21 protein-coding genes and 3 pseudogenes are annotated in these 19547 nt (G+C 33.4%); 5 read left to right on the forward strand and 19 right to left on the reverse strand.

Features of this window, described 5'->3' with window-relative positions:
• The first annotated feature begins 6 nt into the window (after window positions 1-6).
• A complete protein-coding gene (locus tag ACOI1C_RS14170; protein WP_422511152.1) occupies window positions 7-420 on the forward strand; it encodes a GNAT family N-acetyltransferase in 414 nt (137 codons plus the stop codon).
• 167 nt (window positions 421-587) lie between these two features.
• On the opposite strand, the gene ACOI1C_RS14175 is transcribed toward ACOI1C_RS14170, so the two are convergent.
• From ACOI1C_RS14175 to comGA, 5 genes and pseudogenes are all read right to left on the reverse strand, one after another.
• A complete protein-coding gene (locus tag ACOI1C_RS14175; protein WP_422511153.1) occupies window positions 588-3281 on the reverse strand; it encodes a P-loop NTPase fold protein in 2694 nt (897 codons plus the stop codon).
• 1363 nt (window positions 3282-4644) lie between these two features.
• Entirely contained in the window at window positions 4645-5004 is a 360-nt protein-coding gene (locus tag ACOI1C_RS14180; protein WP_422511154.1) for a hypothetical protein, read from the reverse strand.
• Between the two features lie 627 nt (window positions 5005-5631).
• Window positions 5632-5754: pseudogene (locus tag ACOI1C_RS14185) on the reverse strand (prepilin-type N-terminal cleavage/methylation domain-containing protein); the annotation flags it as partial.
• Window positions 5755-5766: 12 nt separating this feature from the next.
• Window positions 5767-6804, reverse strand: a complete 1038-nt coding sequence (comGB, locus tag ACOI1C_RS14190) for a competence type IV pilus assembly protein ComGB (protein ID WP_422511155.1) — start codon at window positions 6802-6804, stop codon at window positions 5767-5769.
• Entirely contained in the window at window positions 6788-7855 is a 1068-nt protein-coding gene (gene comGA / locus ACOI1C_RS14195; protein ID WP_422511156.1) for a competence type IV pilus ATPase ComGA, read from the reverse strand. Before comGA ends, comGB begins: the two co-directional genes overlap by 17 nt.
• Before the next feature lie 704 nt (window positions 7856-8559).
• Here comGA and ACOI1C_RS14200 point away from each other — a divergent pair.
• Window positions 8560-8724, forward strand: a complete 165-nt coding sequence (locus ACOI1C_RS14200) for a hypothetical protein (protein WP_422511157.1) — start codon at window positions 8560-8562, stop codon at window positions 8722-8724.
• A gap of 80 nt (window positions 8725-8804) precedes the next feature.
• Here the strand turns inward: ACOI1C_RS14200 and merA are convergent, their stop codons facing one another.
• The 7 genes and pseudogenes from merA to ACOI1C_RS14235 form a co-directional block, all read right to left on the reverse strand.
• Window positions 8805-10445, reverse strand: coding sequence for a mercury(II) reductase (gene merA / locus ACOI1C_RS14205; RefSeq protein ID WP_422511158.1), 1641 nt, complete (start codon window positions 10443-10445; stop codon window positions 8805-8807).
• 32 nt (window positions 10446-10477) lie between these two features.
• Window positions 10478-10630: pseudogene (locus tag ACOI1C_RS14210) on the reverse strand (heavy-metal-associated domain-containing protein); the annotation flags it as partial.
• A gap of 15 nt (window positions 10631-10645) precedes the next feature.
• The gene (locus tag ACOI1C_RS14215; RefSeq protein ID WP_422511175.1) at window positions 10646-10801 is read right to left on the reverse strand and encodes a hypothetical protein; all 156 of its coding nucleotides are present in this window, start codon (window positions 10799-10801) and stop codon (window positions 10646-10648) included.
• A gap of 3 nt (window positions 10802-10804) precedes the next feature.
• On the reverse strand, window positions 10805-11104 hold the full coding sequence (locus tag ACOI1C_RS14220; RefSeq protein WP_422511159.1) for a putative mercuric transport protein: 300 nt from the start codon (window positions 11102-11104) through the stop codon (window positions 10805-10807).
• A gap of 13 nt (window positions 11105-11117) precedes the next feature.
• On the reverse strand, window positions 11118-11270 hold the full coding sequence (locus tag ACOI1C_RS14225; RefSeq protein ID WP_422511160.1) for a mercury resistance system transport protein MerF: 153 nt from the start codon (window positions 11268-11270) through the stop codon (window positions 11118-11120).
• A gap of 72 nt (window positions 11271-11342) precedes the next feature.
• The gene (gene merR, locus ACOI1C_RS14230) at window positions 11343-11741 is read right to left on the reverse strand and encodes an Hg(II)-responsive transcriptional regulator (protein ID WP_422511161.1); all 399 of its coding nucleotides are present in this window, start codon (window positions 11739-11741) and stop codon (window positions 11343-11345) included.
• A 308-nt stretch (window positions 11742-12049) separates the two neighbouring features.
• The gene (locus ACOI1C_RS14235) at window positions 12050-12577 is read right to left on the reverse strand and encodes a hypothetical protein (protein ID WP_422511162.1); all 528 of its coding nucleotides are present in this window, start codon (window positions 12575-12577) and stop codon (window positions 12050-12052) included.
• 358 nt (window positions 12578-12935) lie between these two features.
• On the opposite strand from ACOI1C_RS14235, the gene ACOI1C_RS14240 reads away from it, so the two are divergent.
• The 3 genes from ACOI1C_RS14240 to ACOI1C_RS14250 are packed head-to-tail and all read left to right on the forward strand — an operon-like array spanning window position 12936 to window position 13966.
• Complete coding sequence (locus ACOI1C_RS14240) at window positions 12936-13511, forward strand: hypothetical protein (RefSeq protein ID WP_422511163.1); 576 nt, start codon at window positions 12936-12938, stop codon at window positions 13509-13511.
• A 54-nt stretch (window positions 13512-13565) separates the two neighbouring features.
• Window positions 13566-13847 carry a hypothetical protein gene (locus tag ACOI1C_RS14245; protein WP_422511164.1) on the forward strand — a complete coding sequence of 94 codons (282 nt, stop codon included), beginning with the start codon at window positions 13566-13568 and terminating at the stop codon, window positions 13845-13847.
• Window positions 13844-13966 (forward strand): hypothetical protein, encoded by a 123-nt coding sequence (locus tag ACOI1C_RS14250; protein ID WP_422511165.1) that lies wholly within the window; start codon window positions 13844-13846, stop codon window positions 13964-13966. Before ACOI1C_RS14245 ends, ACOI1C_RS14250 begins: the two co-directional genes overlap by 4 nt.
• Before the next feature lie 313 nt (window positions 13967-14279).
• Here ACOI1C_RS14250 and ACOI1C_RS14255 read toward each other — a convergent pair whose 3' ends face one another.
• From ACOI1C_RS14255 to ACOI1C_RS14285, 7 genes and pseudogenes are all read right to left on the reverse strand, one after another.
• Window positions 14280-14927: a thioredoxin family protein gene (locus ACOI1C_RS14255; RefSeq protein ID WP_422511174.1), complete on the reverse strand. Its 648-nt coding sequence runs from the start codon at window positions 14925-14927 to the stop codon at window positions 14280-14282.
• Between the two features lie 15 nt (window positions 14928-14942).
• Window positions 14943-15056, reverse strand: coding sequence for a peroxiredoxin family protein (locus tag ACOI1C_RS14260; protein ID WP_422511166.1), 114 nt, complete (start codon window positions 15054-15056; stop codon window positions 14943-14945).
• Between the two features lie 70 nt (window positions 15057-15126).
• On the reverse strand, window positions 15127-16227 hold the full coding sequence (locus ACOI1C_RS14265; RefSeq protein ID WP_422511167.1) for an NADH:flavin oxidoreductase: 1101 nt from the start codon (window positions 16225-16227) through the stop codon (window positions 15127-15129).
• Window positions 16228-16311: 84 nt separating this feature from the next.
• Window positions 16312-17289: pseudogene (locus tag ACOI1C_RS14270) on the reverse strand (NADH:flavin oxidoreductase).
• An 80-nt stretch (window positions 17290-17369) separates the two neighbouring features.
• Window positions 17370-18128: a pirin family protein gene (locus tag ACOI1C_RS14275; protein WP_422511168.1), complete on the reverse strand. Its 759-nt coding sequence runs from the start codon at window positions 18126-18128 to the stop codon at window positions 17370-17372.
• 34 nt (window positions 18129-18162) lie between these two features.
• Window positions 18163-18621 carry a hypothetical protein gene (locus tag ACOI1C_RS14280; protein ID WP_422511169.1) on the reverse strand — a complete coding sequence of 153 codons (459 nt, stop codon included), beginning with the start codon at window positions 18619-18621 and terminating at the stop codon, window positions 18163-18165.
• A 242-nt stretch (window positions 18622-18863) separates the two neighbouring features.
• Window positions 18864-19310: a MarR family winged helix-turn-helix transcriptional regulator gene (locus ACOI1C_RS14285; RefSeq protein ID WP_422511170.1), complete on the reverse strand. Its 447-nt coding sequence runs from the start codon at window positions 19308-19310 to the stop codon at window positions 18864-18866.
• Window positions 19311-19547: the final 237 nt, after the last annotated feature.

The following is a 19547-nucleotide window of genomic DNA, read 5'->3' on the forward strand; positions in this document are numbered from 1 at the left end:
AGAAGGGTGCAGATAGTTTTAGCGAATCCAACACATATATCTGAAGTTGTGACTTTCTTTAACGAAAATTTAGACCGCAATAACAACGCAGTTTATTCTGAAGAGTTTTTATGTCCTCTTGGGATTAAAGCAGCCATAAAAAGAAAGCAAATGATAGTAGCAACAATAGAAGGTCAAGTAGTGGGAGCGTTTCGGTTTTACCGAAAAAAAACACAAAATAATATCTCTTTATATCAATTTGCAATAAGTGAGGTTTATCGTGGTCAAGGGTTATTAAAAACGATGTTAAAAACGATAAATAATTTGCCTATAATTGCATGCTGTCCAACTGATTCCGAGTTCAATGGCTATTTTCACAATACAGATTGGGAACTACAACAACAAAGTGAAGAGTTTAATGTTTGGGTTTTTAATGACTAAAAATATTGAAAAAGTGCCAAAAATAGCAACTGATAATTCAGTTGCTATTTTTTTATGTTAATTTAAGGACGAAATGTGTGTTAAAGACAATGCGAAACCGTTTGTGAATTAAAGTCTCAATCTCAAATTTATAAACTTTATTTTTTAAAAAGTAAATAATATATAATTCATAATTCATCTTCTTTTTCTTCTTTTTCCTGTTTTAGTCGTAACCGTTTTAGATTTTCCTTTATTTCACCTAACTTAACTGTACACCATAGCCATGTTCTATTTTCGTCTGAGTTCTCATCATAGTCATCATCGGGTATGGGTATACTATTGTACAGTTCCTCGACTTTGTCTATTATCTCATTTTTAAAATTTGTGCTTCTTGTGTATCTTTCCAGCCAGACAAGTAAGGAACTATAACTTCTAAGAAGTTGTGATGTTATAGAGTTCGTATTCATACAAATAAAATCGTGAAATTCTTCTATATCATGAATCAATTCTTCCGATGAATTTATAGAAAGTTTTTCATTAAATTTGCTAATAGGGTCTACCGAAATATTTTTCAATTTCATGACAAGTTCTTCTTTTATTTGATACATTTTTATGAATTCATTAACTCTATTTTGAAAGTGTTTAACGGACTCTAAGATATATAAATTTTCCTCATTCTCACTGGTAATAATCTTTAATGCATTGTAGAACCACAATTTAAAAAAGTCTAAGTCCGAGATAGAGTTATTCTCTTCATTAAAAATTCGTTTAATTGCTTTTACCATTTCTTCTAGAGTAACTATGTCACCCAAGTCCGCTCTAAAATTTTCATATCTGTACGATGGGTCTTTTAACTTCAGTAGACTCATCAACATAAGAATATCGTTTTGATGCCTTATGAAAATATTCATTGTTATTTCTTTAAGATAATGGAGGCTTACTGTTTTATCTGTTGTATTTTCAAATCCAGCACCACTATTTAAAACCTCACGTAATTTTGCAAGATATAATTCATTATCCAGAAGCGGATTTCTTTGTGGCTCTCCAAGTAAGACAAATAGTTCCTTAAGAGAAAGTGCTTCTTCATTGTACAAAGTGTTAATATGATCGATTAACTTGCTTTTTCTTGCTTGGACTATATTACTTTTAACCTCGTAACTATTAAACATAATGACTCTTAAATAGTCTTTTATTTCATCCAAACTTCTTATACTTAAAGTTATTGTTGGGTCATCTAATTGGATTAATATAGTTTCACTAGCTGTCTTCTTATTTACAAATAATTTATCGAATGAACGATTAAGCATTAATGCGTTGCAAAAATCATTCATAATATCCATCTTTAAACCTTTTTCTTCGGTAATGCTACTGTTAGTAAATGTGATAAAAAACGAACTTAACAAATGATCCTTGTTCTTTAGGTACTTAATATCGTTCATTACACTGAAAATATCAGCCTGTTGTATTAATTTATCTAGACGTTCCCCAAAGAGAATCTTAAAGATAGCAACCCTAACAATAAGTTCTTCAAGTCGATCTATCCTTCTTACATTTATTGTGAAGTTTTCACTTTTTGAACACCCGTGATCCAAGTCTATCAATATTTCTTTTATTTCTCTAATGATTTTCTTTGTTCTTCTAACATTTGATATTCCATCGTTTAATTTCTGAACCATTTTCTCAAGCTCTACCTTCTCGTTATTTAATTCAATATGCCTTTCTGAAAATGATACTTCATCATTTTTTTCTTGATTCATTTTTGTATTCTTATTAATCGATAGATTTTCAATGTTTTTTTGAATCCTTTCAACTTCTTCTCCAAAATCCTTAGTAACCTGATCAATATAGGGAACAATATTTTCCTTAATTGTATTACCTAAGTCTTCTGTCCAATCATTTTGTATTTCAACGCCGCTTATCAAATATTGTTTGAAATGACTAATAATTTCCTTGTGGTTTATCCTAGATAGTTGATACTTCCTGTTAACAAATTTATCTAGGTAATCTCTGTTTATTTTTTTATTTTCATCAATCTTTTGTTCATCCATTAGAAAAATAACATTAATACCTTTAAAATTAACTAGTTCTTTTATGAATATTAACGTATTTTTGAAAGTCTCTTCTTCCACTCTGTCAAAATCATCAATAATGATATAGATTTTTTTCTTAGTATCAGAAATAGTGAGATTACCCCCGTCCTCATCACCAATAATCTGTTCATTTTCATTTATTTTATTATTTTTTAACTTCTTACTCATTAACAGGCTCTTGATATCCTCTTCTAACCTTTTCTTACTGCTTCTAAAATCAACTTGTTCATCATTGTTCAGGTTATCCAGTAATCCATCTAGTCTTATTACTTGCTTCATATTTACTGTATTTATTGTTTGAAAAAGGATATTCACATATTTCTTAAATGGACTGTCCTTACCCGTGAAAATACCATTTAAACTTAAAATATCTTCAAGTTGACCAAAAAAATACTCCATCTGTTTTTCTGTTGTATCTAATATCATTGGTTGAATGAATATCTTAAAGTTTCCGCCATCTTCTAACTTCTTTGACAGCACGTTGATTAGGCTCGTTTTCCCTACTCCCCAATCCCCATTTAACAACAAAGCAAAGGGTTCGTCGTAGTTGTTCTTCTTCAGTAAATCTATTATTCTTGCATATTCTTTCTTTCTAGTTGGCAACAATTGATTATAGGATGTAATCTCAACATCTGATTCTTCATCTACTAAATCGTCATCTTTGTCCTTTTTTTCTTGGGAAAGTAACTGCAATGACATCCATCCAAAAATAAATAGGACTATCAATAACAGGTCATTTACAATAACTAACTGGTTAGAGGCTATCGAAGTAAAGATATATGTTAAACCCAAAAAGTAATATACCCTAGTGAAATTTTTGGTGATTTTTTTTGAAGATCTTATATATAGTATCAATTCCTTCATAAACACAATAATAAAGAAAGAATAAAGAAAAATACCAATTGACCAATATATGTTTAATAATTGAATTACTTTACTAACGTTCGTAATCTTTAATAAATAACCGAATATACAAGCTAATGCTATATGACTTATCAAATTAATAGATTTTGAATAAACAAATGGTGTTTTCTTCCTGTTTTTCACCTGATTCCAAATATATAAACCTAGCATTATTAATAAGACGCATAACAATATAATAGAATTATAGCTTTTTAATGATTCATGAATATAATCGAAACTCAAATTCTTAAACTGTTTAACTCCTTTTGCTATTTGTACTATAAAATTTGTTACTTCGTTGTTCATTTTGTCCATCAATAACACCTTTTTCTTCATCTATTAGTTTTATAAGCCTGCATGTGCTTTCCATTTAAATTATATCATCTCATTCTATTTAGCACTGCAATTTTAACAATTGTTATACATATAGTACAGGATAATACAAGTTTACTTCCTGAATAATAAACTTTCTATGTCTCTGATCTCTTAGTGGTAATTAACAACAAACAGAAATGGGTGAACGAAAGTTACATCGGTGCCTAGTAAGTTCATAATAAAATTCTACGATGCCAAATATTGAATGGGCACAAATAGTTATCCATATCACAATTTTGACGATGACAAACTTACTGAAATGAAAACCTGTTGTACCAAGGTTTTTTTACGGAGTGAATGCCAAGGGAATGATAATATTGCCACAGATGTTGATGCACTGCCAAAGATGTTGGAACGCAACATTGGGACAGACATGTTGGTAGTAATTACACGCTCTGACACTCAACGATTTCATACTTAAAAACAACATAGTGCCAAACATTGAAATGGTTAATTTTCGTTGAAGAGGAGAAAATTGACCGTGTCTCACATGTTGAAACGAAATCTGTATATAGCAAGGGATTGTCGCTTCTGTTGTGCCAAGTAGTTGACACCTCCGCCCAAGGATGTTGAGCGTATGCCAGATATGCTGAAGGACAACATATATAGTTAAAGAGCCATCTGCAATAATAGCAGACGACTCCATAACTTTTTGATTTTGCCAAGGTATTTGAGAAGCCTAAAAAATCCTTGCCATCTATTTTGATACATTCAATAGTGGTCTTTAAAACCAAATAACCCTTAATATGCAACTTAACCCACATTTACCCTCAAAAAATAGACTTTGTCACATTATATGAGAATCAATGTTGATATATCAAGGGTTTTGAGCTTATCCATTGCCACACTTCTGAGAATTTTGCCAGGGTCTGTGAGACTAGTGCCAAATATAAAGAGAATCCCCAATATCATCTGGAATAGGTGGGGTTCTATATTTCTCTAACAAGGCTTTCATATTTTCATTATATTTTGATTCTTTAATGCCTTTTCGTAGGGTTAACTTGTGTACATAGGTGTGTTTTAGCTGACCGTATAGGATATGATTGAATAAAAGCCTATCGACTTTAATTTTCGACTGGGCTTGAATTAACTTCTCGTAATATTTTCCAAATGATTCATCTGTTTCTTCTTTTAATGAAACATTCATATTCTCCTTAACATTTGTTTTAAATGTCTCTGGGTCAACATACTCTATGAACTTTTCACCATTAAAAAAATACTGAGAATTTACTGCCATAATATATTTCCCCACAATCTGCAATTAACGACAATTTTTTGATAATTATATCATTTTCTGAATACTATGGCAAAAATTGTCGTCAATACCGTTGTGATTTTCTCTTCTAAATACCCAAAATGTAAAATGAAAAGAAATTACGAGACGCGGTACATCCCACCTAAATAACAAGGGTATTTTCTAAAAATTATGAAGGATTAAGTAATTAAAATTCGCATATTTTTTCTCACCTTATGAGAACAACTTGGACTTCATTTTCTTATTGTTGGTGAAATTAATTCTCGATTTCTTATCCTTCTAGAATTCTGATAATTCATTTCAAATTGAGAAAAAGTGGATTGATTCAATTATTATTAACTTAGTATTTTATTCCTAAAGCATCTGAACATCACGTCTTATTGGATAAGGGAGTTTAGTATTGTCTATCTCATACTTCTTGAATTTCTCTCAATATATCTGACTTTTCTCAATCTTCGTGAATCATGACATCGTTCAACTTTTTTAAATAGTACAACTTCTTTTCTTCAATTTCAGGGAACTGCATATTAATACATTATTAAAGAATATAAATACAAATAATTCCCTACTTTATTATCTAGTTTCCAACTTTATTCTCTAGTTCCCATATTTTTTTTTCAGTTTCCTTCTATATTTTTCACCAACATTAGGGATTGTAATAATGACAAGGATGGAAATCACAAGCAGTACGATCATCATTTCAATTAGGGTAAAACCTTTTTCATTCTTCATTTGAACCACTCCTTAAATTTCATTTAGTATTTGAAAGATCGGTTGCATAATGGCGAGATAAATGCCCATTATGATAATTCCAATTGTAATAAAGACAGTTGGCTGAATAATCGCTAATCTACGATTAATATGGTCCTCTAACGCTTCAGACGATAGCTTGCTGTAATAGTAGAGTTCTCTTGAAAGTTCACCATTTGCTGATCCAAATGCGATCGTTTTTGACAACTCTTCTTCAAAATAAAATCTCGATTCAATAATACTTGATAACGACTCCCCACTTCTTAGCTCCTTTTTCATTTGCGTTGCCTCTACTTGTAACAAGAGAATATGTTCTTGATTTTCAAACACAGAGAGAGCCTCATAAACAGATAATCCACCTCTTAATAACTGGCTAAGCTGCATAGCAAAATATTGCGAACAGAACTTGATGGTTATGAGCCCATAGATTGGAAGCCTGCTTAGCCATTCCACCCTTTGGGTAATTGGTATTTGTTTGAACTTAAAGAGAAAATAGATGAGAAAAACGATTACTGCTATGAGGAAAAAAAAGAATAGTCGAGGAAACCATTTAGAAAAGAAAAGCATGGTGCTAATTATAAAACTACTATTTGAATCCATTGATTCAAATACACCTGAAAACTCAGGTAACAAAAAGACATTAATTAATAAAACAAGAGCAATTGTGATGCCAGCTAAAAATAATGGATATTGAATGATCTTAAAAAATCGGTTCATGTAATTTAGCTTGGACTCAACAAGTAAACTTGCCTCTCTTAGAGCGAAGCTTAAGTCACCGTGTTGTTCAGCGAAGTATAGATATCCCAATACATCTCGGTTAAAAGAAAGTTTTACTAACGCATCGTGAAATGTTCCCCCTTCCCTCATCTCGTTCACTCTGTCTTGAAGCAGGGTTTGCTTTCTCTTTGGCAAATGTAGCATTAAAAAAGATAATGCTTCTAGCAATGGATACCCCCGGTCCAAAAGAATACTTAATCGTTTTAAAAGTTTGGCTTGTTCCTGGTGACTCCAGCTGCTACGATTTGTTCTCAATTTTCCACCCTTCCAAGCTTTTCTTAGGCAAGTAGCCTAAAGCAATTCCTTTATTGATTAAGTATGGAAGTGTGGGATACGTATATTCTGTTGTACTTCCTTTTGCCTCTTGAATGACATTCGATAAAACTTGACCGTAAAGTAGCTCGTACACACTAACCCTCTTACCTTTTCTTACTTTTCTACATAAGGGAGTACATTGCTCTCCGCAAAATCGACATTTAATCTCCATGAGACGTTGTGCAGCAACTGCTATAAGAGTTTGTTCAATTTCTTGCATCGATATATTAAACTCTAATAGGCGATAAATAGCACCTTTCGCATCCTTTGTATGCATCGTGCTAAGAACTAAGTGCCCTGTCATCGCTGCACGAATAGCTATTTTCGCAGTTTCCTCATCACGTATCTCTCCAACCATGATAATATCTGGATCATGCCTTAGAATGGCCTTAAGTCCAGACGAATACGTAATTCCTGCTTTCTCGTTGACTTGTACTTGTAGCATCTGATCTGAATGCTTTTCAATCGGATCCTCAAGAGTTATCACATTACGATTCACTTTACTATTTGAAGCTTGTAAAAGAGAATACAGAGTGGTCGTTTTACCAGACCCTGTTGGCCCGGTAAAAATGATGAGTCCATGGGAGTGCATCATAAAAGACAATAATGTTTTCGTTGTGTTTGGAAATAAGGATAGTTCTGAAATAGGAAACGAATCGTCTTGCGGAAGGAGTCGAATAACTAAGCTTTCTTCATTGGGAGTGGGCAAAGTAGAGAGTCGAAGATTAATGAGTTTTTTCTGAATGGATAACATGAGTGCTCCCGTTTGAGGCCTTCGTTTTTCTCCAATATCCATGGAGGCCAGGAATTTAAAATGGGAAATCAGTTTTGAAGCGTGCATTTTAGCAATGGATTCTTTCTCTAAGAGGTCAGGACCGAGGCGAAACTTAATGAGGCAATCATCTTTCCGAGGTACAAAGTGTATATCTGTTACACCATCCATAAAGGCATCATGAACAATTCGTTCTGCATGATTTTCAACCATGCTCAATAAAAACACCTTCTTTCTATTTTGTTAACTTTAATATTCGATATGATTCTTTGGAATCCTTCTTATTTTTAATTTTTTTTTTATTCTTTTCAAAAAAAAGGGAATGCCCTTAATACAATAGATAAAAGTATAAATTGAGAAAACTATTAGACAACTAGTAATCCCTTCTATAATAAAAATTCCCCCTAAAGAATTAAAGCTAAACTCTTACCTCCTTGAGATTTAATAGCCTCTCGGCATACGCCGAGGTATATGGTACAAGGATTCTCTTGCACCATTTCTTAAGCCTTCCTCCTAATCAGAGGGAGGTTTTTTATATTGAACAATATACCGAATTGGAAATTAACTTTCGAAATATTGTCGAAATATCGTCATTAACTTTCTGTAAAAACGCTTGACTTTTTAAAAACACCACAATAATCGACGGCGAAGGGATTAAAAAACCTTACTAACCGTATTTGAGGTGTTGAATGTGAAACCAACCGTTATAGCCCATGAATCTAAGTATCCCTATCATAAGTAAGACTGTAATAATGAATAAAAATATGAGGCGTATACGTTTAATTTCATATCACTCCTGCTTTATGGATAAATCCCCCAATTAATAATCCTTAACTAAAATATACCATAGGGGGGGGGTGTGGGGTAAAGTGTTTGGATTTTATATTTTGGGCACTCTAATTATCGAAAGGTGGTGTAGCAAAATGGCAAACCGTAATGGAGAGTATAAAACAGGCGAACGAGTTGGAGAAGCAGGCGGATACACTTGTGAATCAGGTCATGACAAAGATTTTAAACAAGGTGATGAATTCGCTGCATGTCCAGTTTCAGGTGGGGAAACAACTTGGAGACGTAAAGATAACAAATAATGAGGCTTTAATTTAGGGGAATCCTGTGCTGGATTCCCCTCTTAAATATCTATATCAATACAAATAGCCAAAAAAAGTATTTATCCTGCGCAACAAGATAATTTGGATACATCTTTATCAAATGTAAGAGCAGCTAATTTTAATCCTTCTGCCATTGTTAAATATGGTGCAAAGCTTTCTTTTAAATCCTCTACGGTTAAACCAAACTTAACGGCTAGTGTCCCTGCATAAATCACATCACCCGCATCTTCAGATACGATATGAACCCCTAGCACTTTTAATGTTTTTGAATCGGCAACAAGCTTAAAAACACCTGTTGTTTCACGGTTTACGATCGCTCTTGGAACCGCATTTAAAGGTAATACGGATGTTTTCACTTCATATCCTTTGTCTATGGCTTGTTCTTCTGTTAAACCAACGGTTGCAATTGATGGATTTGTAAAAGTAACGCTAGGAACAACCGATAAATCTAATTTTTTATTTAACCCACCAATCGCATTATCCGCAACAATTCCCCCTTCATATGCTGCTACATACACAAATTGAGGTCCTAATGTGACATCTCCTGCTGCATAAATCTTTTCATTACTTGTCCTAGCATAATCATTTATCAGTATTTCTTTTCGTTTTCCGACTTCAACCCCTGCTACACTTAAATTTAAAGAATCCGTATTTGGTTTTCTTCCTGCTGCGACAAGTAACTGCTCTGATTCAATGACTTTTTGTTTTCCATCCACCGTAACATAAACCTTTTTTATTTCTCCAACTTGTTCCACACGCTCAAAAGTCGCTCCTTTGACAAGGTTTATGCCTTGTTCAATTAAAGCTTTTTCTACTGCTTCTGAAATCTCTGGGTCATATTCTTTTAAAAGTCGCTCACCTCTTTGCATAAGTGTTACTTCTGAACCTAAATTATGAAACAATTGCCCAAGCTCCATTCCGATATATCCTGAACCAATAACCGTTAATCGTTTAGGCACCTTTTTTAATTCAAGTAGCGTTGTGCTTGTTAGATAATCCACTTCTTCAAGTCCTGAAATCGGCGGTAAAGACGGAGAAGCACCCGTTGCAATTAAAAAACGCTTTGCAGAAAGTTTCTTCCCATTAACTTCAACTGTATTTTCATCAACAAATTTTGCTTCACCTTCAATTAAATCAAAGCCATATTCATCAATTAAATTAACATATTTTTGATTGCGAAGTTCGCTGACTAACTCATCTTTTTGCTTCACTAAAGGCGCTAATTCTACTTCTCCAGCAGATGTTTGTAAACCTGTAAATGAATTAACTTTCGCTAAATGATTGATTTCCCCAGCACGAAGAAGTGTTTTTGATGGAACACAACCAATGTTTACGCATGTTCCTCCAACGGTTCCACGTTCAATCATGGCTACTTTTGCCTCATATTCAATCGCTTTTATCGCAGCCGAAAAAGCAGCACCACCAGAACCAATGATAAGTAAGTCATAATCGCATTCATTTCCTAAAACCACTTTTTCTTGGGATTGTACTTCTTCTATTTCTCCAGATTGATATTTTGCTTCATCAATCGCCTTTTTAGCATTTTCAATCCCAATGTCATCGGGTAATTCAAATACTGCTTCACCACGACGAAAACTAGCTTCAATATTTGTAGCACCTATATTTTCAAGTGCCACTGCCACATGCTCTTCACAACCCGTACAAGTCATTCCTTGAATGTATATCTTAAATTTATTCATTTTCTCATCCTCCTGTTTTATCTTACATTTTCCTATTTCCTTATTTCATAGCCTAAATCAGTAATCACTTTTTCAATTTCTTCTAAACTAATTTTTGATGGATCAAATGTGAGTTGTGATTCTCCTGTACCTTCAACCTCTATATGTTGAACACCATCCAAATTGGAAACGGCGGACCTCACCGTAAAAGCACAAGATACTCAAGTAAACCCATCTATCTTAAACAAAACAGATACTACGTTTTTCGATTGAACTTCACTTGTTGTGGAACTATCCTCAATAACTTCTTGACCACATCCAGACAGAATGAATACCACTCCAAATACGATGAATAAATAGTTTAAGTATTTCATCACGCCTTATATCCCCTGACTAAATAATGTATAGATAAGCATCACTCCAGAAACGATTGTGCTAACCCATAACAACTTTCTCGTTTTCTTTGAACTATTTTTTTGTTTCCATACAAGTAAATGAGCAATAGAAAGCATAACAACCGTGATGACGATAAACCAAATTCGATACGGAGCAAACGTAACAGCAAGTGTTCGAGCTAAACCACTTAGACCAAGTGGTATTAAAATCGCTAAACCAATTCAACAAAGGCTTGCAAAAAAAGCTGAAAACATCGAAGCAATCGCAACAACTCTTTCCTTCATTTTTTACATCTCCTTATTTTTTTGATTGTTGATATTTTGAATAAGAATAAAAAGTTAAGCCCAGAAAAACTACTAAAACAGGAATCAGAACATAATCTAAATAGCCTGTTATCGTCCCTAGCCCAAAGTACCTAATAAAATAACTAATATAGGTGTAGCACAACATAACAGGACAACAAATGTACCTATCAATCCCGCAATAAAGGTGTTTTTATGTTTCATTTCAAAATTCCTTTCGCTAATCCCCAGTCAATGTTTCAATTATAGGACACGCATGTAATTGTTTTTCATCTGGACATCGTTGTTTTAAATCTTTTAACATATTCTCAATTCGCTTTAAATCTTCTATTTGTTTTTGGACTTCCTCTTCTTTTTTAGATACAAATTCAAACATATCATGGCAACGAACTTCATCTTTATCTACAACCCCAAGTAATTTATAAATTTCACTTAAAGAAAAACCAAGCTCTTGCATCCGTTTTATGAACCCTACTCGCCTAACCTCATCATCTGAATATATCCGATAACCAGCATTCGTTTTTAATGGTTCTTGCAATAAATTCTTTCGCTCGTAATATCTAATCGTCTCTTTATTTACCCCACATTTATTAGCAAATGCACTAATGCGATAACTCAATTTATTCACCTCGTATAAGATTATAAACCGCGTACTATGGTACACGGTCAAGTAAATTATCTAATATTTTTCTTTTATAAACAATGAAACGAAGAAATAAGGATCACCAAGTATATTTTACAAGTGTATAAAACCAAAAATACTCAACAACTTGTTTTTCTAGAAAATAAAAAAAGACACAGAATAAACACCTGCATCTCATAAATACTTCTATGAACTTTTTTCCATCGAAAATAAACAACACATTTTTATTTTCTAGAACCGTTTCCATATGACAAACTAATTTTAGAAAAAGGAACCTGAAAATATTATTTAGGTCCCTTTTCGAAATAAACAATTCCAGGGTCTGCTGTATTATATTGTTTTGAGAAAAGTAATCCTTCAATGTAAGGAGAGGTAATGTCATATTTGATAAATCTTTCTGCCGTATAAGCATAAAACATTTTTGCGTTTTGAATATTACGCTGACCAGTGACAATATCATTTAATATATTCAATGCCAAAAAGTTCATCTTTTCTTTATCACACTTTGCAGAAGCTTCTCCTCTTGTACGATCTAAATAAACACTTCCATCGTAGGCAGCTATTTCATCATATAAATGTACGGGAACCCGATAGTCTATCGTTTGCTCTAAGAAATCTACATGTGGGGTGGGAAAATGATGTGGAACGGTGTGTCGATTAACAACTGTGCGTTTCCAAGGACCGTTATTATACCAAATAAGTTTACTCATTGAAGCTTCTTGTGGGTAGCCATACTTCTGGATTATCGTCTTGGCACCCTCTAAGGGTTTACTTTCCCAGTGGGATAATATTTGTTTTACATAGTTCTCCATTCTTATACCTCCAAACATATGTCTAGAAGCATTTTATGTTAGATTTATGTTTGCGTTACTTTCACTTAAACGTCATTTACTTCAGTTTACAGGAGAATTATTGAGATAGTGAAGTGGCAGAAGAAGAGTTTTTAACACAAAATAGAACCCATAAAAAAAATCATTGACTAGGAATAGAACCAAAAAGAAAAAAGCTCGGAAAACCCTAACCATACTGACTTAATATACATTCAATTTTCTATATTTTTTCAATTGCGTCACTCTCCCTGCTAGTTATCTTATAAAATGGGGATTACAATGATGGACAAGGAGGGAGATGAAGTAATGAATAGAAGAGAATTACTAGACAATTGAGGAGTTGGATCTTACAGAAAACCAATTACGAAAATATGTCAATTTGGGTTTACTAAAAACAAAACGGATTAGTAGTGGTCCTGGAAAAGCTGGTTCGATTTACCCAGGTGATTCAATTGAAATTATAAAGGATATTAAAAAGCTTCAAACAAGTCATTCACTTAAAGACATCCTTTTCATTCTATATTTTAAAGGGTATGAGATCGATTTAGAGAAACTTAAACAACAACTTCAAACTTATTATTTTAATGTTCTAAACGATTTTCAACTTATCGAAACAAATACAAATGATCCTGATGACAAACAGTATTATGTAGAGGAATATGCCAACAAAAGACTTCCAAAAAAAAAACCAGGAGCTCCATCACAAGAGGAAAAAAGATTGGAAAGAGAAAAATTTAATCAACTGGTAACACAGATTAATAGTTCGTTATCCATTATCGCTGAAATTTCAAAGTTAGGTATTTTAACGAATCAAACAATGGTAAAAACAGCCCAAAGTCTTGACATGAGAGTTGACGGAGTTGAGGTAGATTTTCATTTCTTCACGCAGTGGGTCAATGTTGAAATGTGGGGATAACTCTTAGAGCAATCCAGTGAGAAAGAATATAAAGAAATCTCTAGGATATTTCAATTGCTAACTTATTATTTTAAAGCACTAGCTAAAATTTCTATTGATCCAATAATCGATCAATTATTAGGACAAATCCGTATTTTATTTACTCAGCATGATGTCCATCCTATCGTAGAGAATCCTTTATTTATTAAGGTTTATATATTCTTATTATTGAATCCAACTTTACGTCAGTCTTTAACACACTTTCTCACACAGGAAGGCAGAATTGAAACGTTCGAAGATGTTTATCAGTTTCTTCCTCATGTACTTACCACTTTTAAAGGAGGTGATGGTACATGAGAAAAATAGGAATTGCTCTTGGCGGGGGCAAGGCTTTTAGTTTGTCTATTTCAACAGTCGTTACAGTCTTATCATTGGCAATAATTGGACTTAATACAATTGTTAAATCTGGTGAGTAAACTAGGATATCACGCACAAGAAAAGGTGAGACTTCTATTAGCTTTAATAAGAGTCACACCTTTTTATAATAGGTAGTTCCGTTTTTTTGGATAATATCTTAATAAACATACTGATTAGCAGACCAAATCGATTTGCTCTTTGGTATATTAACGAATATTGTCTACTGTCATACTGTTACTTGGGGTATTAATTTTTACTGTTAATTACTAGGTTAATTCAAACTACTGGATAAACTCCTCTCCCTATTTCCAACAAATTCATTATTTTAAAAAACGTATAAAGGACAAAACCCTTTATACGTTTCTAATAAATTTATTTATTCTCATTATTATTTGTTCCAGGTATTACACAACCTTCAGGACCGCAGTTGAGACCGTCATTTAAGAGTGCTTCTTCTGCTTTTTCTTTTGCCAACTGCTTCTGTTGCCATTCAATATCAATAGTTGGAGAAAACTTTTCAGGATAACGGATATACCAACGTTGCTTTCGGATTAGAAAATTATCGGTATCAAGAAGAAGAGCCTCATCTAACTCCTTTAATGCCTCATCCTTTTTACCAGTTTTCGCATACTCCATCCCAAGTTTAAATTTTGTTTGGGATAGTTGTTTTTCTACATCCGTTACATTATTGGTTGGATTATAATATTCATCATCTAATACAACTTTCTCCACTGTCCCATTAATTAACTTTTCAACTGCATCAATATGTTCAGGGTTAGTTACACTAAATCCTTGTTTTATAAGACGAATTGTACCTTCTTTATCAAGAAAAATTCCGTTTGGTACAATTTTGAAACCAAATAAATTGGCTAATACATTTTCTGAATCAACCACAGTTGTAAATGCCTTATCCTCGGCATATGGTTTTGCAACTTCTGCACCTTGGATATCTACCGATACCGATAAGATTTCAAAACCTTGCTCCTTATACTTGTTGTAAAATTCCTGCCACCCTGGCAGTTGTTCACGGCAACGTCACCAAGAAGCCCACATGAAGATTAATGTATTTTTCCCTTTATAGTCACTAATTGACACTGCATTACCATTTAAATCTGGAAGTGTGACATCCTGCATTTTAGTTAATAACATCTTATCCCTCCCCTTCTTATCAAGTTTACCGAGTTAATTCTGATAATTCAAATAATATGATTATACTTCATTAATAAAGATTTTCTTCAAACTCTTTAATTTTTGCTTCAGGGTGCAAAAACTTTTCAGGAGTAAATTCGTTTAATGGTTCACCATTTTTCACTTTATTTACCCAATCAGGATTCGCCAATGCTCCCGTTCCAATTGTAATCAGATCAGCTTCACCTTTTGAAATGATTTCCTCTGCCTTTCCTGGCTCATGTAATTTCCCATTTGCAAACACAGTTACTTTTCCATACTTTTTAGCTAGTGAAGCTAATGTTGGTCCGCTTTCCTCGAATGCTGGATTAAATGCATCATATTCTGTTACATGAATAAAATCCACTCCTGCTTTGGATAGACTCCCAAATATAATCTCTGCATCTTCTTCACCATTTGCCCATTTATGTTCATAATCGTTTACCTTTCCTTGAGAGATTCGAATTCCAACAGGATAGTCAGACCCAACTTTTTGACGTACAGCCTCTAAAACTTCTATCAGTATACGAACACGATTTTCAGTGGATCCCCCATATTCGTCAGTTCGCTGATTTGTGTAGTAAGTTAAAAATTGGTCCAATATATATCCGTTTGCACCATGTATTTCAATTCCATCAAATCCAGCTTTCTTTGCACGATCGGCTGCATCTCCAAAACTTTGTATTACTTCTTTTATATCTTCTTTAGTCATTTCTTTTGGAACTTGAAATTCTCCGCTTCCACCATAAAAAGATAGTTGTTCCCCTTTCGGTTTAATAGATGAGGGTCCAATGGTTTCGTTTTTATATCGATTCCCCTGTGACAATGCACCTGCATGCATAATTTGACAAAAGATTTTAGAATCTTCTTGATGTACTTCTTCAATTACCTTTTTCCATGCTTCAACTTGACGTTCATTAGCGATACCAGGTTGATCTGTATATCCTTGACTATATGATTCATCAGGATATGTACCTTCAGTGATGAGTAAACCAAAGCCACCACGTGCAAATTTGGAATAATAGTTAGCCATTTGTTCGGTTGCTAGTCCGTCTTCTGTTGCACTTGTTCTAGTCATAGGAGCTAGACCTACACGATTTTTTAATTCTATGCCTTTTAAATTAAGTGATGAAAATATTTTATCTACGTTCATATTATCTTCCCTTCAAGTTTATTCAATATAAAGTTTTTCCTTCTATATTTGAATCTATGATTAAATCTTAAATTACCTCGTTCCTTAGTTCTTCCATTCTTCCAAGAAATATGGATTGTCCAATAAAGGTCTACCTATTGCGATAAAGTCTGCTTTTCCTTGTTCAATAATATCTTCAGCTAACTCTTTATTATGAATTAAGCCAACCGAGATAACGGGGATTGAGATTTTCTTTTTGATGATTTCTGCATAGGGTACTTGGTATCATGGATAAACCTCAGATGGTCCGACTGGAAGAAGACCTCCAGATGAAACATGAACACCGTCTAATCCTACTCCCTCAAGAATTTTTACTGCTTCACCAACCATTTCAGGCGTTAGTCCATCTGGATGATAATCAGTTGCGGACACCCGAATAATGATTGGATAATCCTTACCAACTTCATTCCTTGTTGCTTTTAAAACCTCTTTTAAAAATCTTACACGCTTCTCAAAAGAACCTCCGTAATCATCTGTTCTTTTATTGGATAGAGGTGATAAAAACTGATGTAATAAATATCCATGGGCAGCATGCAATTCAATTCCATCAAAACCCGCCACTACCGATCGTCTTGCAGCCATAGCAAACTGATAGATGACTTCCTTTATATCTTCTTCTGACATTTCGTTAGGAATTCCATATACTTCGTTAAATGCTATTGGACTTGGGGCAAGCATTTCCCCTTTATTTTCTGGGGAGGACTTTCTTCCACCATGGCTCAACTGAATAAAAACATTACAATTGTTTTCATGAACTGAATCCACTACTTTCTTAAGAGGATTAATATGTGAGTCAGAAAATATCCCAATATCATCTTGAAACAATCGACCACTTTCTGACACAGCAGTTGATTCAATAATAACTAAACCTACTCCTCCCTTAGCACGTTCACTATAATGTTCAACATGGTACTCTGTTGCCAAAGCCTTAGCAGTACCATTACGCTGTTGCATGGGTGCCATAATAATTCGATTTTCTAACTTCTTATTTCCAATTTTCTTAGTTGTAAATAGAATTGACAACTTATTCTCCTCCCTATAATACTGATAACCCCTGTTGTACCATCAATAGGGGTTATCTTTTGATTCTACCTTTACTTTCCTTATTTTTGATAAACTGGATAATCAACATGAGTTGGAACTTCTATCATAATGAGACGGAGATTACTGTTTGCCTGTATCGTTACTTGTGCACTGTCTTTTGAATTCGCTACGACAAAATCCTTTTCATTAAATGAAATATTATTATGATTCGCGTCTACAATTCCATTTCCCTCAATAGCTAAAATAGCTAGAGATCGGTCACTTCCAAGATTATGGGAATAACTAGACCCTTGTTCAACTTTAATATCCCACATTTTCACATCTGCTACTAACTGAACTGGTGATCCCCCTCCGATCACTTTTTTCACAATCACGTTATTTTCTTCATTACTTGAGAAATCTTCGTGGTTATATTGACTATATTTAGGTTCTCTCAAAACAGCCTCATTTAAGTAGGGTTCAAACCATATTTGAAAGCCATCGAAATCTGGTCCAATAAATGCTTCCTGATGATACACACCAGAACCTGTTTGCATAACCTGAATTCCTCCAGGACCTACTGTGCTTTTTGTACCTAGAGAATCTCCATGCTCAGCTCTTCCATTAACTACATACGTAATGATTTCAAACCCTTGATGAGGGTGAGAAGGAATAAAACCTGCTTCCTTTGACTTTGCCCATGCCCAGTAAAATAAGGGTCCAATTCTCACCACTTTTGAACCCTCACCTGGAAAGCCGATAGGTTTCTGTTCTGTTATTTTCCCCCCATCAAAAGCACCTGTCCCTTGCTGGTCTGGAGGATAAACCTTAATATCCATAATTTCACCCTCTTTCATTTCTATAAAACTTCGATTATTTTTCTTTTGACATTAACCCTAAAACTAAACCATAAACTACATGACCTAAAAACGTAAATAAGCCTGCTTTCATACCAAAGCCCAGTGCAAAAAATCCTGGATTTGGAATAACTTCAGCTTTCACTAAAGGATGAACTACTCCTGTAATTGGCATTACAATCAATCCAGCAACTATCATCATAGCAAAGACCACAGCATAAACAATTCCAGTTAAAACATTCTTTTTGGGAATAAAACGTTGGTATAAATAAGCAAATACCACTCCACCAAAGAGAAAGATTAAATATCCTACAACTACTGTTGAAAATGCCTGTGGGTTTAACCCTAATGATGTCCCATTTAACCATGCAAAATTTACACCATGATTAAATATTGAATCTGTTATTCTTAGGAATACCTCCATTATAATTGTTGCAATACTTCCGACTTTCAATGCAGATTTTAAATTTTTCATTATATAAATCTCATTTTCCTTTTTTAGTTATAATTAATTTAGATCAGAAATCGAAATAATCTAGATAAAACTAAATTTTTTTTAACTTTTCCTCTAATCATTTTTCACATTTAATGTTTCACCAAATTATGCTAGCACCACCTCCAATAAAAAATAACAAACTATATTTTGTACGTATCAAGAGATTTACCCTTAACTAAAATATTATTAATTCGAGATAATATTGTAAAAAAATATAAATCTTAGTTTTTTATGTTTTTCCCAAGCCTCTTTAAAGTTTCTTTTGTTAGTTCCATTTCCTTTTCGCTTAGACCTGACATTAACTTTTTTATAGCTTCAGCGTGTTTTGGAAAAATACTTTCCATTAATTCAATACCCTTTAATGATATTTCAGCATAGGTAATTCTACGATCTCTTGAACACGGCTTGCGATTAAGAAAACCTTTTTGTTCAAGTTTATCTACTACATACGTAATGCTTCCACTAGCTAGTAGAATACGATCTCCTATTTTTTGAAGAGGTTGAGGACCTTTATTATATAAAAGTTCTAAAACTGCAAATTCTGTTGGATTTAATTTATACCTTTTTATATCTTGTTTGGCGTATTCAATTAATGATTTGTAAGAACGGGATAAAACAATAAATAATTGCAATGCTGGGTCAGTGTCTTGTTGCTTTAATTTTTCCATGATTTAATACCTCCCAACTAAATTATCTCGAATTCAAGATAAATCATACTATATTTTTTTATTTAATGTCAAATCCTTTTATTCAATACCATTATTCACCTAATCCTCTATGAAAAACTTATGTTTTTAAGGACTGTATTTTTTTGAATAAATCCCCAAAGTGTCGCAAAAATATCTTTGGAAAATTTATCTTTTCCCCTTTATGTGATCTGAATCATAAATTTGGGTGTATTTGGC

Origin of the sequence: Bacillus sp. DJP31, assembly GCF_049310945.1 — a bacterium.
Classification (GTDB): domain Bacteria; phylum Bacillota; class Bacilli; order Bacillales; family SA4; genus Bacillus_BS.

Excerpts from the sequence above, each read along its gene's own strand:
- ACOI1C_RS14180 (WP_422511154.1), bottom strand. The coding sequence starts at position 5,004 with ATGGCAGTAAATTCTCAGTATTTTTTTAATGGTGAAAAGTTCATAGAG.
- ACOI1C_RS14200 (WP_422511157.1), top strand. The coding sequence starts at position 8,560 with ATGGCAAACCGTAATGGAGAGTATAAAACAGGCGAACGAGTTGGAGAA.
- merA (WP_422511158.1), bottom strand. The coding sequence starts at position 10,445 with ATGAATAAATTTAAGATATACATTCAAGGAATGACTTGTACGGGTTGT.
- ACOI1C_RS14225 (WP_422511160.1), bottom strand. The coding sequence starts at position 11,270 with ATGTTGTGCTACACCTATATTAGTTATTTTATTAGGTACTTTGGGCTA.
- ACOI1C_RS14235 (WP_422511162.1), bottom strand. The coding sequence starts at position 12,577 with ATGGAGAACTATGTAAAACAAATATTATCCCACTGGGAAAGTAAACCC.
- ACOI1C_RS14250 (WP_422511165.1), top strand. The coding sequence starts at position 13,844 with ATGAGAAAAATAGGAATTGCTCTTGGCGGGGGCAAGGCTTTTAGTTTG.
- ACOI1C_RS14260 (WP_422511166.1), bottom strand. The coding sequence starts at position 15,056 with ATGTTATTAACTAAAATGCAGGATGTCACACTTCCAGATTTAAATGGT.
- ACOI1C_RS14265 (WP_422511167.1), bottom strand. The coding sequence starts at position 16,227 with ATGAACGTAGATAAAATATTTTCATCACTTAATTTAAAAGGCATAGAA.
- ACOI1C_RS14275 (WP_422511168.1), bottom strand. The coding sequence starts at position 18,128 with ATGGATATTAAGGTTTATCCTCCAGACCAGCAAGGGACAGGTGCTTTT.
- ACOI1C_RS14280 (WP_422511169.1), bottom strand. The coding sequence starts at position 18,621 with ATGAAAAATTTAAAATCTGCATTGAAAGTCGGAAGTATTGCAACAATT.
- ACOI1C_RS14285 (WP_422511170.1), bottom strand. The coding sequence starts at position 19,310 with ATGGAAAAATTAAAGCAACAAGACACTGACCCAGCATTGCAATTATTT.